Raw genomic sequence first — 14,265 nt, forward strand, 5'->3', positions numbered from 1 at the left:
CCAAGAGGGTGCTCTGAGATTTTTTCTTTCTGTAGGATAATGACAGTATACAGAGCAACCTGACGACAGGCAATAAGATCTATAAAATGCTATTTTAAAAGAGCATCAACATATATTTCCGATCTGTCCTTTTGGATGTTAATATCAGATTGTACTTTTACTGTATCTATGCCTGTTAGTTCTTTTAATTTATGCAGTACAAACTGAATTGCTTTTTCCAAATGTTTCGAGGAATCCATTATATAGTTAATAGAAGAATTATTAATCTCCAAGCACTGGGGTTCTCGAATTCTAATAAGTGTTACACCGTTTTTTTGACATAATAAATTCTTTTTTTCATCTCTTTTATGACCAACCGGCTTAGAATGCCCGTATGCTCCATCGTATTCAATCGCAATTTTGTACTTAGGAATATAGATATCCAATTCCTGTGCTCCAAGCCACTTAGTTTTATAATTAGCTTTCACATCACAAAAAACTTTCTGCACGTAATATAAAATTGCTTTCTCTGGAAAAGATACTCTTCGTTCTTCAGAACATTTTGGACACTTATAGCCTCTGCTTCTATCTGATATCGCAGCTTTCCAACTGTGTCCTTTTGGACATTTCCACCAAACGACAGTGCTTGATCCACTAGAGTATTCTTCAGGTTTTCCTGCATTTCTTTCGTAGTCCCATTCGTTTTTTAATTCGGGATGAACAGTTATTAAATCATTTACTTCTTTTATGATTCTACGATTCTGGCAGATTGGGCATCCCTTACTTTTGCATCTCTGGACTACAGATGACTGCCATTCATGTCCCTTATCACATTTCCACCAAACTCGTTTTTTAGTTCCCGGAATTACATCTTTCGGAGTGAGATCATTATTTAAAATTGGATGCCAGAACTGCGCAATCTCTGGTTCCAGGGTTTGCAGATCATTAAAACCAACAAGTACTCTCCGATTATTACAATAAGGACATTTTTGTCCTTTTACACGACAAATTACAGACATATCATAAGAATGTCCTTTTGGGCAAATCCACCATACTCTTTTTGCAGACCCCTTCGTAACGTCCCGGGGATATAAACTACCATTCTTTTTTGTATCCCACTCTGCTGCAATATCTGGAAAAAGTGTCTGCAAATCATTGAACCCTGACAAAGCCTTAAAATTCACACAATACGGACATCCACTCTTTTTCCGATATTTCGGCGCAGTTTCCCATTCTCCGCCACAAATAGGACACTTCCAAAAAACTTTTTTCTTTGAACCAATAGAAATCTCCGACGGTATAATTCCAGCAGCAGTATTCTTAGACCAATTCCAATCCGTCATTAATCGAGGTACATCAATTATATATTTTACTTCCATAGTTTCTTCAAAAAAAATCTCAAGTATTTTAACTCTCGAAAATCTTTTTCTTTCCTAAAACGTTCTCAAGTATTTTTTTATACTTTTCATAAATTCCTACTTCATTCTTGCAAAAAAACACTCGTTTTATTATACTAATTCGTCTTCTTTAAAGTGTTTTTCAAGAATAACAGAATCTGGAATTTCAGCATACATGCATTCCTTGTCCACTGAACTCCACGGTCCACCTGCCACATGCGTGATGTTCACTAATTCCGCTGCTGAAAATGAACCATATTTTCGAAGGGTGGCATCAATATGCGAAAGTTTGGAAATTCCATCTTCTGCAAATAGGATTCTGCTTTTTGCAGGCATTTTGGCATACCCTTTATCTAAATGAGCATCTACTGCCATACCTTCTTCAATATCCTTCATTCCTTTATATTCTTCATAAACAGATTCTACAGCTGGACCATACTTAAATGCATAAATTTTATCTTCAAATAACTTTTTATAGGTAGCACATAAATAATCTGCATAACACATATAAACAAGTTTTTCCAATTCCAAATGGGTACAAAATCTGTTTGCCAAAATATATTTCGCAATATCTATCCCCTTTAAAATTCTATCAGCAGAAATCAACTTGATAAATGTATCCAACGTATCCACAACCCGAACATCTTCAAAAAAACTGTCCTTTTCTATTATAGAATGCCATGAATAAGAATCCGTTTCCAAATAATGTGTCGAAATTGAAACTGTTTCCCCACAAGCATCTTTAATAGTCTTAACTTCTTTAATCAGCTGTTCGGTATTCATCTGTTTATTAACAATATAATGCATTGCTATTCTTCGTCCTTCTGAATAAGAGCTACTCAATATCATAAAATGCTTAATCAATTTCAACACCTCCTCTATTTTCACTCTCCCATTTGGTATATTCCTGCTTATATTCTTTATGGGATTGGAAGTTATTTTTCTCATCTTTTTTAGCCCATATCTGTAATTTCCACGGAAAACAAAAGTTCCCTTTTTCAAAATAAATATGTGTAGCTATATACGACCTTTTAGACGAATCTATACATTTATACTCTGGGAAATTAACATCCATGTATTTCTTTACATCTGGATACGAAAAACTATCATCTATCTTGAATTATCTCCCAAACTCATTTTACTATTATCGCACTATTTTTACTTTTCTGTAAACTTTCATCTTTTGGAATTAAAGGATAATATCATCTGTTATATATTCTTATTATATATTATTCATATATTTTTGTCGATATGGAACTTCAGCGCTAATCCACTTCTTTTCCCATAAAATACTCCCTTTCATTTTCAAATATCTGAACCTATCAGTACACATCACCTATCAGCCAAACTCCAACACCATCTGCCCATCAATCCAGCTTTTCTGCTCTGCCTGATGTATGATATCGTCTGGCATTTGGTGTCCGATCAGAAATGGAGAGGCCGGATCATGCACGGCATAATTCTGCTGGACTGTTCGGGAATCATAATTGGCGTAACAATATTTACACATATGGAGGCAGGTATTGTAAGCGCCAATATCATTTCCCATAAAACAGGCACATTCTTTTCGAATCGGCTGTTTTTTCGGAATTGCCAATGTGGTGTGAAGTGCTTTTTCATAGGTTCTCTTTGTCATACAGCCACTGCAGTCAGCACCATAAACAGACAGCTCCTTCCCCTCTCCACAGGGATACACAGTCATTCCGTGAGCGGCAGCTATCCCGATCATATTTTTTCCCAGATATAAACGGTCATCACGGGAAACTTCCTGTACTTCTGGAAAATTTCTTTGTACTTTCCTGTACAGGTCAATAAAGCTGATCACACAGGTATGGGTATAACCTTCCAAGGCAGCAGCCATCTGCTCAAATTTTTCCAGGTGATATGCTGGTGTGTAGGTATCATTTAAAAATATTGGATCATAACGCCACCCCATAGAATCCGGGCCCGCAATCTCAGATAATTTTCGGAACGTATCCAGCACTTTTTCATATTCTGGAACCAATGGTTCTATCTCTTTGCCATAAGGTGTAATAGTAACGAACCAGTACATTCCATACGGCTTAAGAAGCTCCATATGTGAAAGCATGGGAGCAGGATTTTTTGAACAGAATGCAATCAGATCAACCACTGACGGATCCAGGGAATATCTGGTCACCTGCTGCGGCTGATAGGGGTTGCGCACCAGCACAAAGCCCTCTTTGATCCTGCCATACAGCCATTTCGAATAAAACGCCGGAATATCTGTCCGCATACCTGTTTGAATGATCATAATACCTTATCCTTCCGCCTGCCTTTCTATTTGTATGAGGCTTTTCTTCCTCTATCGTGCAATATACAAAAGTTATGTTGTTACATATAGCAGCACAAAAACAGCCCAATTGTATAGCCAATTTATGCAGACAGCGTTTCCTGCAATTGTGTTTTTATTAAAATAGCTATATAATTACTCTATAAAATTTTCATGTAGCAAACCTCAACTGAAAGCTGCAAATACAGAGGAGCGCAGAATTATGGTCGATAAAAAATATTATGAAAAACTTGGTGGTTTCTCTTATGTCTTAGATAATTTAAGAAAGAATATTGGCACACAGCAGACTGATATTTTGATTTCAGATGCAGTAAATCTCTGCAATGAATTATGTGACAAATATAAAGATCTTTCTAAAAAAGAAAAGCTGCATACCGAACAGATGATCTTCCCGCGGGCTGCTTTTTACCTGCAGATGATCAAGTATATCCCACGGGAAGAAGCCATAAGATTGATAGAAGAATCCGTAAAAACAGGTGTCGAGCCTGATCGAAAACGTTTGAATGCTGTAACTAAAATTCCTTTTATCCGTCCTCTTTTCTTTAAGATTTTTCCAAAGATGATACAAGTCATGTTCAACGAAGAAGTTGGTTTCGAAACAACAGAATTGGAATCCGACAGCAAACATTACAAGGTTGATGTTCTGCAATGCCCCTATATGAAGTATTGCGAACTACTGGGCTGCAAGGAATTGACAATTACTTTTTGCCTGAGCGATGACCGGGTCTTCGGGAATATGTCCGGCATCACCTTCAAACGGCAGGGTACTCTAGGACGTGGGCAGTGATAAATGCGATTTTTATTTTTACAGGAATTCGTAATTGGTATGGATTCCTTAAATGACTTAAAATCCGGCAAACGATACTGCCAGCTTCATAACACCAGCCAGAACCATTACACCAATGGGATTCCATTTCAGTTTCTGCAATAAAAACAAACAGATTCCAAAAATTACCACAAGACTCCATTTTGTTCCTTGAAATGAGATTGTGGCTGCACTTCCCCAGAAGGCATTGACCAGAATAGAAATTCCTGCTGAAGCAATCATTGCCACAACTGCAGGGCGAAGGGATCCTAAAACGCCCTGGAGCAGAGCCATGTTCCTGTATTTTATATAAAGCTTTGCCAGTAAGGTAACAATAATGCATGAGGGTAAAATACATCCAAGTGTTGCCACTATCGCGCCTGGAATTCCCGCTATTTTTATTCCAACAAAGGTCGCTGAATTTACGGCAATGGGGCCAGGCGTCATCTGGGAAATTGTAATAAGATCCGTAAATTCTGCCATGCTAAGCCATTGGTGCAAGGTGACTACCTGTCCCTGGATCAGCGGCATTGCAGCATAGCCCCCGCCGAAACTAAACATTCCGACCTGTAAAAAACTTATAAATAATTGCAGGTAGATCATCTGCATTCCCTCCTCTTCCCAAGAAATGTACGAATCACACCTAATATTCCGCACGTAATTACAATGTAAATCACGTTAACTTTAAAAATGCAGGAAGCCAGGAATGCCCCAGCCATGATCAAAATGGACGCTGTATCTTTTTCTTTCCCAATCTGTCCGCCCATTTCAAAGGTCACAGATGCAATCACAGCACCAACCCCCGCCTGCATTCCTTCCAACAACTGACTGACGATATAATTGTCACGAAAGGCATTGTATCCCACAGAAATAATGGAAATAATCGCAAATGGTGGAATAATGGTGCCAAAAATAGAAACAACAGCGCCCAAAATCCCCGCTAGCTTATATCCCACTACAATGGCTCCATTTACCGCAATTGCCCCAGGAGAGGACTGTGCAATTGCTACCAGATCCAGCATTTCCTTCTCTTCTATCCAGTGATATTCATCTACAAACTTTTTTTTCATAAGGGTAACGATAACATATCCGCCCCCGAAGGTAAAGGTACTTAAATATAAAGTTGAAACAAATATTTTCCATAATAGAAATTTCCGGTTTTCTTTTTTCTTCTCCACTATGCTCATCTTAAGCCATCCTCATAAGTTGTTCTTTTAAATACTGTCACTTATATTTTTATTGTTACCTCTTCCTTACTTTCCTGTAATTTGCAGATCATTTCCGTAAACAGCTCTGGTTTTAGCAGAACCAATCCTCCATGTCCTAATTCCGGTAATATTTCGAACTTTGTCTGAGGAAATTTGCGCTTCATATAATTGATATCAGATTTTCGTTCTTTTTCTTCATTCTGTGCATACCAGTAGTGGATCTGTGTATGGACTTCAGGCACAGGTTCCGGAATTTTATAGTTGTTGCAGGAATCAAATGTCCGCCACAGCGTTTTTCTGCTGCAATGCCGCAGAACATCTGCCACGTACTGCAGATCCTCTGTGGAATAGTCGTCTGTTGCAAATGCTTTTTCCAGCAAAGCCACGCCGCCGGTTCTTCCGATCATCATCATAAGATAATCCTTCAAGGCAATAAACCGTGTCACGATCCAGGGCAGCTGATAAGGTGTGATCCCACCATCCATAATACAATGTTTTATGGGAATCTTTTGTCCAAGTGCCGTCATCAGTGCAATGGAGCCGCCCATCGAGCAGCCATACACTGCATATAGCTCCTTGTAACCTTCTGCCTTAAGCCAGATGTTTAATTCTGAAGCAATCTGTTCCACACTGGTAAAATCACTGTCATTGTCAAAAATCATAACCAGGAAGCGCTGGAACAAGCAGATGATACCTTTCCTGCAGCAGCGGAATTACATTTTCAAAATAATCCCATGTCACTACAGACGGATGAATCAACAAAATGGTTTCCGTATTTTCTTTTCCAAATTCATGAATATTCATTACTTTATACCTTTTTCACCTAATCGTATATGTAAATTTTCTCTGGCTCTTATGCACTCTGTGTACATCAGTGGGAAGATTGGCCGCACATCCTATTTGGCAATGTACAAAACACCAAGCGTACCCGGTCCACAATGGCTTGATACAACGCCGCCTGCACGGGTTTCTAATATTTCCTCAAAAATACCAAGTTCTTTTAGATAAGCCCAGACAGTCTCGACGATTTCCCGGTCACAGCCAGAGTGCGTGATAAATACACGTTCCGGTCTTGCATTTTTTAAGTCCTTTTCCATATCTTTTACATAGGACAAAATTACAGAGGCAATTTTTCCCCGGTACTTTTTAGAAGCATTCATAGCCCCATCTTTCACTACAATCTTAGGATGAAGCTTCAAAACGCCTCCCGCCATGGCTGCTACCGCATTACAGCGTCCTCCACGATATAAATAAGTAAGTGTATCCACTACAAAGCTTGCACGCACATTTGGCTTTAATTTTTCAATCTCGGAGACGATTTCGGAAGCAGTCCGGTTCTTTTTTGCCATAATAGCAGCTTCCACTACAAGAAGTCCGATTCCTGTAGAAAGGTTTGCAGAATCAATTACCGTGATCTGTTCAGATGCGCCCAGTTCTTCGGCTGCAAGGCGCATCACATTTCCAGATGTGGACATACTTGATGAAATAGAAAAGCAGACAATTTCCCTTCCAGCCGTAACATAAGGGCGAAAAAGCTCTATGGCATCTGCCATGGCCGGAGCGGATGTTTTGGGCGTTGTCTTATTTGCATCGGACCAGGCATAAATCTGATCCGGAGTAATATTTTTCCCATCTTCAAATTCCTGGTCTCCCAGAAGAATATGAAGAGGAAGAATGTCAATCTCATATCGAGTTAATAATTCCGGCGAAAGATCGCAGGTGCTATCTGAAATAATTTTTACCATGTTTGTTTCCTCATAACATTTCTTTTATGTGTTGTCAATTCTCGTTACTTGCCAATACATCCTTATATTCCAAACAGATTCTCGGCGTTTAAATAGGCAATCTTTTCTTTTTCCTCAAATGGCAGCTTTATTTTTTCTAAATACATTTTTGAATTTTCAGGCTTGCAGTATGGATAATCCGTAGCCCACAGGATCCTTTCTGCACCTACTTTGTTTCGGCAAAACAGAAAATCATCCTCATATACTGCACCCCGGCATCATAGTGCCAGCCAATGCCATGTCCCGCAAAAACATTTGCCACTGCCTCGGGCCAGCTTCCCTTATAATAAGTCTTCGCAACTTCTGTTGGCACTTCGCCTGGATGAAGCATAACCGGGACTTTTAATTCCCGGGCTTTTTCAAAAATCGGAAAAAAACGTTCTGCATCAAAATAAGATTCCTGATAAGCACCATTAAAAATAATCCCCCTTAATCCAAGTATTTTTATGGCACGTTCCAGTTCTGTCAGAGCGGAATCTATATCTCCTACTGGTAAAACAGCAAACCCGTAAAATTTTCCCCAACCTCTGTAATTTCTCCTTTCGCGACAAACAGCTGAATAAAGCTGGCCTTTGCCTTTTGCGCCAGAGTAAGATTCTTTTTCTCTAAGAGCTTTTGGTATTCCCCATTTACTTTCTCTGACATAAAATGTTCTTCTACGGTAATCACCTTTGAAATCTGTTCCATACTCACACATCCTTTTTTAATAAATCTACTCTAGGCACAAATTTCTGGATGTCCAAATCAGTTTCCTCATCCATATAATACCCGCTCCATATTTTATTCTGCCTCCAGAGCGTTATCCCGAATCAGAATTAAAAGACCACCTAGCTCACCAATTCCGCTTGTCTTCGTTTGAATATCTCTGCACACAATAAGATCAGGAGAATAGGAAATCACTTCCATTCCCATAATTTCATTCTCATCCAGACAGAGTATAGTATTCTCGATCAGTTCATAATCATAAGCCTTCTGATCCTCGATCAATATAAATTTATCTTCAGACAAATACAAATCTGATTCTACCTCAATCGCATACGCTCGATCCGACTGTTCTCCATTCATAAACAAAAATCCACCATAAAAATCGTTAACCAAGCTATAGTACAAAATAAAATCATTTGATTTCAGGACTTGAAACTGATCAATTTTTTCATCCTCTAGCTCTTCTGATTCATAAGTTCCATCTGGATGAATACAAAGATCGTTGTTTTTTTCATTCTGGTATATGGTAATATGACAGTCCCCGTTCGAATCAAAGCCTGCCACATTAAAATCTTCTACATCTGCTGCCAGCCAATGCCCTTTTATATCCTCACAGATAAGCTGTATCCCGTCCATATTTTGGTGCTCTAAGATGGAATCTCTTTCTAAGTTAAATTTCGCTGGTACCTCACCAACAGACGTATTGTCAGCCCCATAAAGGACCACTGGTGAAGCAAAAAGCAGCATAGCAGCTGTTACTGGCATTAATATTTTCTTTAACATATGCTCTCCCTCACTTTCATAAATGCTTCATCATTCACCAACTGTCTCTTCCCCATCAATCTACTACTTTCCGTTCAAAAATATATTCCGTTTCTGATGACAAGTCTTCTCTAAACCGATAGCCCAGTCTGTTAAATTTTTGTAAGTCCTCTGGATTTTCGATGTGGTTTTCTGCCATAAATCTGACCATTTCACCACGGGCCATTTTTGCATATGTACCCTTTGTTACGAACTTCTCCCCAGATAGTTCACAAAATGTAATCGTTATATACGTATCTTTAGGCGACAGATATTTTTCTATACATTTCGAATATTCCTTTAATGCCAGATTAATAATGATCCGGCTAGCATCAATGACAGACTGATAAAGCAGGTCTCCCCAATAGTCGTACAAATTCCGGGTATTTCCTATTATGACTTATGCCTGCATTTCCTCTTTTTCCAGACTTTTCATCCAACTTAGTATCTCAGTTGTCTTATCAAGAAAATCCGGCATTCCCACTGGTGCTATGCTGTCCGTATCCGTAATCATCTTTTTTGCCGGTGATAATATAATCTTCATCACGCCAATTCCTTCAGCATATTTTTAGGATCATCTTGGGCTTTCGCTTTTTTTCTTATTTTTTTACTGGCAGAAATCATTTTATGCCCTGTATAGATAGACATTATCATACAAAGTAAAGAACTTAATGCGAAATATTTGTGGCTTGATTTTAAACCTTTATATCCTGTATAAACAGTTCCGATCATGATGATAAATGCTCCTACTGACCAATATTTATGTGCTTTCATAGCATCCCTCCTAAAAAATAAATATTAGAATTCTATTGTCTGCCGAATGCTGTATCCATTTTTCTTAAAACCGCCTTCCAGACATTTATTTTACTTATAGTCTTTTGATACTTCCATAAATTCCCGTTTTCCAGAAATATAATCCGCATAGGCCAGTTCAGGATCTTTTCCCTTAAACACAGTACATAATCCACACATATCGCAATCTGCTATGCATTTGAAAGTATCTTTTATATAGTTTCTCCGTTCTTCTTCCGTAGAAGCTGCTATCGCAGGTGCTCTCATTATATCACCTACTTTACCATGCCAGAATTACTTCTGTATTCCTCATTTAATTGCCGTAGCTCCTTTTCTCCATTGATATATGGTTCATAAAAGGTATCAACTAAGCCACCACCAAGGTTATCACATCCATTGCAATAATCACAGGCTCCACCGCACTGGTTAAGCCCTTCCTGCACGATACGGATCCGTTCTTCTCTCGTGGTATCCTTTATTAAGATACTATTTATTTTCATATTGGTTTCCTTTCTGCATCAGTCTACATTTCCTGTTTACAAATATAGTACACTGGCAACACGCATTTATTATTTTTCCCTATATGCATTATAATAAATTTTGGCCGCTGATTGTCAAGATAGTTGCCAGAAATAATTTAGATTCTTATTCTCGCAACTTGCAATATGATAAAATTTTTCTTGAACAATAGCTGTTAGATTTATCAATCAGTCCGCAAATAGTATTATTATTTTTCTGACAGGAACAACCCTATTAAATTAAGTACCGTCCCTATTCCTGCCAGTAAAGTCAGCTTTTCGTGTAAGATCACCACAGAGGTAATGACCGTTATCACTGGAACCATATAAATGTAAACACTTGTTTTCACCGCCCCAGCTCTTTCACCGCAAAATTCCATGTCACAAAGCAAAGTGCAGAAGCCCCTAATCCCAGATACAAAATATTGAACAAATATTTCATATTTGCACAACGAGATAAACCGAACTGAAAGTCAAAGAAAAATAGCGTTGGTATCATAAATAAAATCCCATGATAAAACGAAAAAGCAGAATTTCAGCAGGTTTAAAACCTGTCAGTAAAATTTTTGTGGAAATAAATGTCGTTCCCCATATCATAATTGTAAGTAATGCTGCTAAATAACCAATTTTTTATTCCTCATCCCCTTCAAAACGGTATGCTTCAATCCGAAGTTCCTCATCATAAACAACTGTCCGTATTTCTTTTTTCATGTTGCTTTTTCTCCTCCCTTCCGCAGTTTATTTTATCTCTAAGGAATTAGAAAGTCTTGTAAAATATCTTCAGATTGTTCAGAAGATGTTGCCATTTTCTCCACGCAAAAAAAGCCCCCAAGAATCCAACATCAGACTCTTGAGGACTTATTTCTCCTTCATATTGTTCCATCACAATCTGTCTCGCTTTTCAAAAAATCAGCCAGCTGTAATCTTTTCTGCAATCTAAAATATAATCCACATAAACCGTGTCATCCTCAATCTGATATAAAATCAAATACCAATTTTTCACAAACATTTTGTGATACTTATTGCAGGGAATATATGGTTCATCAAAAAAGTGAAAACGATTGGGACTATATGTTAATGAACGCATTGCTTCCATTAATTCTTTTTTCTTATTTCTTGCGGCGTCCTTATCCACCTGTGCCAGAAAGCGAATGTGAAGCCCTAACATTTGTTTGGCCCGGTCCGATACAATAACTTTATATTTTCTTCTTTCTGACATTTTCATCCCTCTTCTATTATATTATCAAGATAACTGTCCAATTCATCAAGACTGCATCCAGTTCTTCCTGCCAGACGATCCTCTTCAACAGCAAGCAGCTCTTCTCTTAATTTTAACATTTTCTCCCGCCGGTTAAAGGATTCAATATCCATCACCACAAGATCCCCTTCTCCATTTTTTGTCAGAAACACAGGCTCTGAAGATTTACGGCAAAGATCTGCAATCTCATTATAATTTTGTCTAATAGCAGCTGATGGACGAATGTTCATAAGATCACCTCACGCTTTCATAGTAATATTATATATATATTATAATTTTATTATGCTATGTTTGTCAATGCCAATTACAGGCATCTTCCATTTCTATCTAAAATTCTTTCTCAGAGCTTCTACTTAAGGATTCCTTTTGCTCAAAAATTTTCTGTTCATTTTTTATAAAATAAGCGAGACAAAACCATTTTCTGATTCTGTCCCACTCATTCCATGCTGTACTTGTTACTTCATTTTATTTTTCAGATTTTTTTCTTCGTTTCAGAAGTACCTCTAATGCAGCTGCCAATGAAAGAAGCAATGCCATACCGTATCCAGCTGCATTTGTAGCGTCTCCTGTCTGTGGAGAGGTTTTTCCGGTTGAAGCAGATGTACCGTTTTCAATATTTCCTGTTCCACTATTACCGTTATCGCCAGTTCCATTATTGTCATCCTGTTTTGGATCATCTTTCTTAGGATCATCATTATCCTTAATCTTGGTATCTTTATAACCAATCGCATAATCAGAGAATCGGTTAGTCTGGAAAGTCAGCGTATATCTTGCAGCATCATAAGAAGCTTCCAGGATACTTACTTCTCCATTATGATTTCGGATGATACAATAAGTACGGTTTACAATTCCGTCTGTATTGATCAGATTTTCTGGAACCTGTACAGAGATGGTAACCATGCCAGCTGTTTCATGAATCTGCTGTCCATCATCTGTCTTTCCGTTTACTGTCATATACTTGAACAAGCTGATATCCAGATATTGTCCAACCGTATAATCCCCTGCTCCGTTTTCCATCTGTGCTTTAGAATCTGCACTGACAGCCGCAGATCCGTCCTTTACAGTAAGTACAATGTCAACAGTTGCGCCGTTTGCGATTTCTGCAAGTTCATCAGCTGTGATATCGCCGCTCTGAATCAGCATATCAATAATCTCTGCTTTGCTGGTTCCAAGAGTTGTTGTTGGAGCTCCGCCTTCTGTTTTCACTTCAAAGGAAAGAGTTCCCTCACCGATTTAAACACTGCCATCTCCGTTTTCTTTGATCTGCTCTGTTTTCACCGGAGCAACCACGAAAGTCCAGGTACGTGTTCCGGTGTAGTTTCCATCCTCTTTTGCCTTGATGGTCAGAGTGTAGGTTCCAGCTTCGGTTGCCGTATTATTCTCTACGGTATAAGCGTCTGCCGGGATCTCTTTTCCTTCCAATGTCACCTTGGCCACGTTCTGTGTCTGCTCTTTTCCAGTGTATTTCAGGGCATCTCCCAGTGTTACCTCTGCGGTGTCGATCGGTTTCTGTGTAATGGTGAAGGTTCCCGGCTGGCAGGTAATACTGTAATTCGAGTTTGATCCTTCTTTTGCCTCTGCTGTGATGTCATAGGTTCCGGCATGCTCGCCCTCTGCTCTTGTGAGGGTAATGTCTGCCAGGGTATCTTCTCCTACCAGTCCTTCTGCTGTATAAGTCAGCTCCGGATCAGTTTCTTCGTAAACCTTTGTCTGTGCATCCGGTGTTACAGTCACTGCCTTTGGAAGAACGATTACGGTCACAGTCTCGGTAACTGCATTGTAGTTTCCGCTTTCAACCATTTCCAGTGTAATGGTGGTTTCACCAGCATTTTTGATGGTTACCACACCATTTTCATCTACGGATGCGACATCCTCATTGCTGCTTATATACTTCACTGTGGCTTCGGTATCGCCTGCCTGTGCTGCAACGCTGAAAGTCGGATCGCCGTAAGTTACTTCGTATGCAACCTGTTCAATCACAAGGCTGTGGTCGATCTTCTTTACGGTTACTGTAATCTCTGCCTGATCTGCAGTGTAGTTTGCACTCTCTGCAAGGGATACGGTCAGGGTAATCTCTGGGTTGTCCTCGCCTACCAGTCCGTTCAGAACGGCTGTGGCCGGAGTGATGGTTCCTTCATAGGTTCCACCGTTCGGTGTAATGACTGCTGTGATCTCTTTAGCTTTGATTGTTGCGGTTATCTCACTCTGCTGTCCGTCTTTTGCAAGTCTTCTACAGTTGGCAGGGCATTTATCCGCTCCTGGAGAGCTTTAACGGCTTCGGAAAGTTCTTTTTCTTCCGTTTCTGTCTCGGCCTCAGCTGGAATTTCGGTTGGCTGTGGGGTTACTTCCGGATTCTGCTCGGCTGGTGTTATGGTAGGCTGTTCCTCCGTTGGGGACTCACCGTCTGTATCCGCCGGTGCTTCTGTGACTTCCGGACTTTCCGGTTCTGTTGGTGCTTCTGTAACTTCCGGTACTTCCGCTTCTGGCTCAGATGGCTGAGTTTCCTCTTCTGCTGCTTCTGGCTCCGCTTCCTGCTCTGCCACTTCCTGTACCGGATCTTCCTCTGCCTGAGCAGCGGCTTCCATGACGTCTGCCTCAGCCGCGTATACCATACTCTGCGGCACAATGGAAGTCATCATCAGCGAGGCTGCCAATACAGCCGCAAATACTTTTTTACCCTGCATTAATAACTTGTACTTTTTCATTA

21 protein-coding genes and 1 pseudogene are annotated in these 14,265 nt (G+C 39.5%); 1 reads left to right on the plus strand and 21 read right to left on the minus strand.

What is annotated here, in order from left to right:
• Positions 1 to 89: 89 nt before the first annotated feature.
• The 3 genes from ACTQ50_RS10230 to ACTQ50_RS10240 form a co-directional block, all read right to left on the minus strand.
• Positions 90 to 1,358 carry a zinc-ribbon domain-containing protein gene (locus tag ACTQ50_RS10230; RefSeq protein WP_441484110.1) on the minus strand — a complete coding sequence of 423 codons (1,269 nt, stop codon included), beginning with the start codon at positions 1,356 to 1,358 and terminating at the stop codon, positions 90 to 92.
• A 129-nt stretch (positions 1,359 to 1,487) separates the two neighbouring features.
• Positions 1,488 to 2,240 (minus strand): Panacea domain-containing protein, encoded by a 753-nt coding sequence (locus ACTQ50_RS10235; RefSeq protein WP_441484111.1) that lies wholly within the window; start codon positions 2,238 to 2,240, stop codon positions 1,488 to 1,490.
• A gap of 475 nt (positions 2,241 to 2,715) precedes the next feature.
• Positions 2,716 to 3,648: a DUF1848 domain-containing protein gene (locus ACTQ50_RS10240; protein WP_441484112.1), complete on the minus strand. Its 933-nt coding sequence runs from the start codon at positions 3,646 to 3,648 to the stop codon at positions 2,716 to 2,718.
• Between the two features lie 241 nt (positions 3,649 to 3,889).
• On the opposite strand from ACTQ50_RS10240, the gene ACTQ50_RS10245 reads away from it, so the two are divergent.
• A complete protein-coding gene (locus tag ACTQ50_RS10245) occupies positions 3,890 to 4,474 on the plus strand; it encodes an L-2-amino-thiazoline-4-carboxylic acid hydrolase (protein ID WP_441484113.1) in 585 nt (194 codons plus the stop codon).
• 57 nt (positions 4,475 to 4,531) lie between these two features.
• Here ACTQ50_RS10245 and ACTQ50_RS10250 read toward each other — a convergent pair whose 3' ends face one another.
• From ACTQ50_RS10250 to ACTQ50_RS10335, 18 genes and pseudogenes are all read right to left on the minus strand, one after another.
• Positions 4,532 to 5,095 (minus strand): chromate transporter, encoded by a 564-nt coding sequence (locus tag ACTQ50_RS10250; RefSeq protein ID WP_441484114.1) that lies wholly within the window; start codon positions 5,093 to 5,095, stop codon positions 4,532 to 4,534.
• Positions 5,092 to 5,679: a chromate transporter gene (locus tag ACTQ50_RS10255; RefSeq protein ID WP_441484115.1), complete on the minus strand. Its 588-nt coding sequence runs from the start codon at positions 5,677 to 5,679 to the stop codon at positions 5,092 to 5,094. Before ACTQ50_RS10255 ends, ACTQ50_RS10250 begins: the two co-directional genes overlap by 4 nt.
• 41 nt (positions 5,680 to 5,720) lie before the next feature.
• Positions 5,721 to 6,362, minus strand: a complete 642-nt coding sequence (locus ACTQ50_RS10260) for an alpha/beta hydrolase (protein ID WP_441484116.1) — start codon at positions 6,360 to 6,362, stop codon at positions 5,721 to 5,723.
• Positions 6,352 to 6,504, minus strand: coding sequence for an alpha/beta fold hydrolase (locus ACTQ50_RS10265; RefSeq protein ID WP_441484117.1), 153 nt, complete (start codon positions 6,502 to 6,504; stop codon positions 6,352 to 6,354). Before ACTQ50_RS10265 ends, ACTQ50_RS10260 begins: the two co-directional genes overlap by 11 nt.
• 92 nt (positions 6,505 to 6,596) lie before the next feature.
• A complete protein-coding gene (locus ACTQ50_RS10270; protein WP_441484118.1) occupies positions 6,597 to 7,445 on the minus strand; it encodes a DegV family protein in 849 nt (282 codons plus the stop codon).
• A 62-nt stretch (positions 7,446 to 7,507) separates the two neighbouring features.
• Positions 7,508 to 7,672, minus strand: coding sequence for an amidohydrolase family protein (locus tag ACTQ50_RS10275; RefSeq protein WP_441484177.1), 165 nt, complete (start codon positions 7,670 to 7,672; stop codon positions 7,508 to 7,510).
• On the minus strand, positions 7,651 to 8,181 hold the full coding sequence (locus ACTQ50_RS10280; protein WP_441484119.1) for an amidohydrolase family protein: 531 nt from the start codon (positions 8,179 to 8,181) through the stop codon (positions 7,651 to 7,653). The genes ACTQ50_RS10275 and ACTQ50_RS10280 overlap by 22 nt, the downstream gene beginning before the upstream one ends.
• 83 nt (positions 8,182 to 8,264) lie before the next feature.
• A complete protein-coding gene (locus ACTQ50_RS10285; protein WP_441484120.1) occupies positions 8,265 to 8,972 on the minus strand; it encodes a hypothetical protein in 708 nt (235 codons plus the stop codon).
• Positions 8,973 to 9,027: 55 nt separating this feature from the next.
• Positions 9,028 to 9,534 (minus strand): annotated as a pseudogene (locus ACTQ50_RS10290) (YaaA family protein).
• The gene (locus ACTQ50_RS10295) at positions 9,534 to 9,764 is read right to left on the minus strand and encodes a DUF6219 family protein (RefSeq protein WP_441484121.1); all 231 of its coding nucleotides are present in this window, start codon (positions 9,762 to 9,764) and stop codon (positions 9,534 to 9,536) included. The pseudogene ACTQ50_RS10290 and the gene ACTQ50_RS10295 overlap by 1 nt, the downstream one beginning before the upstream one ends.
• Positions 9,765 to 10,057: 293 nt before the next feature.
• Complete coding sequence (locus ACTQ50_RS10300) at positions 10,058 to 10,282, minus strand: hypothetical protein (protein ID WP_441484122.1); 225 nt, start codon at positions 10,280 to 10,282, stop codon at positions 10,058 to 10,060.
• A gap of 227 nt (positions 10,283 to 10,509) precedes the next feature.
• Entirely contained in the window at positions 10,510 to 10,680 is a 171-nt protein-coding gene (locus tag ACTQ50_RS10305) for an EamA family transporter (RefSeq protein WP_441484178.1), read from the minus strand.
• Between the two features lie 115 nt (positions 10,681 to 10,795).
• The gene (locus tag ACTQ50_RS10310; RefSeq protein ID WP_441484123.1) at positions 10,796 to 10,897 is read right to left on the minus strand and encodes a hypothetical protein; all 102 of its coding nucleotides are present in this window, start codon (positions 10,895 to 10,897) and stop codon (positions 10,796 to 10,798) included.
• Between the two features lie 304 nt (positions 10,898 to 11,201).
• The gene (locus ACTQ50_RS10315) at positions 11,202 to 11,519 is read right to left on the minus strand and encodes a type II toxin-antitoxin system RelE/ParE family toxin (RefSeq protein WP_441484124.1); all 318 of its coding nucleotides are present in this window, start codon (positions 11,517 to 11,519) and stop codon (positions 11,202 to 11,204) included.
• A 2-nt stretch (positions 11,520 to 11,521) separates the two neighbouring features.
• Positions 11,522 to 11,788, minus strand: a complete 267-nt coding sequence (locus ACTQ50_RS10320) for a type II toxin-antitoxin system prevent-host-death family antitoxin (protein ID WP_173718699.1) — start codon at positions 11,786 to 11,788, stop codon at positions 11,522 to 11,524.
• A gap of 235 nt (positions 11,789 to 12,023) precedes the next feature.
• Positions 12,024 to 12,764, minus strand: a complete 741-nt coding sequence (locus tag ACTQ50_RS10325) for a hypothetical protein (protein ID WP_441484125.1) — start codon at positions 12,762 to 12,764, stop codon at positions 12,024 to 12,026.
• A 27-nt stretch (positions 12,765 to 12,791) separates the two neighbouring features.
• Entirely contained in the window at positions 12,792 to 13,538 is a 747-nt protein-coding gene (locus tag ACTQ50_RS10330) for an MBG domain-containing protein (RefSeq protein WP_441484126.1), read from the minus strand.
• Between the two features lie 215 nt (positions 13,539 to 13,753).
• Positions 13,754 to 14,263: a hypothetical protein gene (locus tag ACTQ50_RS10335; protein ID WP_441484127.1), complete on the minus strand. Its 510-nt coding sequence runs from the start codon at positions 14,261 to 14,263 to the stop codon at positions 13,754 to 13,756.
• Positions 14,264 to 14,265: the final 2 nt, after the last annotated feature.

The organism is Blautia sp. Sow4_E7 (assembly GCF_052116245.1).
Lineage (GTDB): Bacteria > Bacillota > Clostridia > Lachnospirales > Lachnospiraceae > Blautia_A.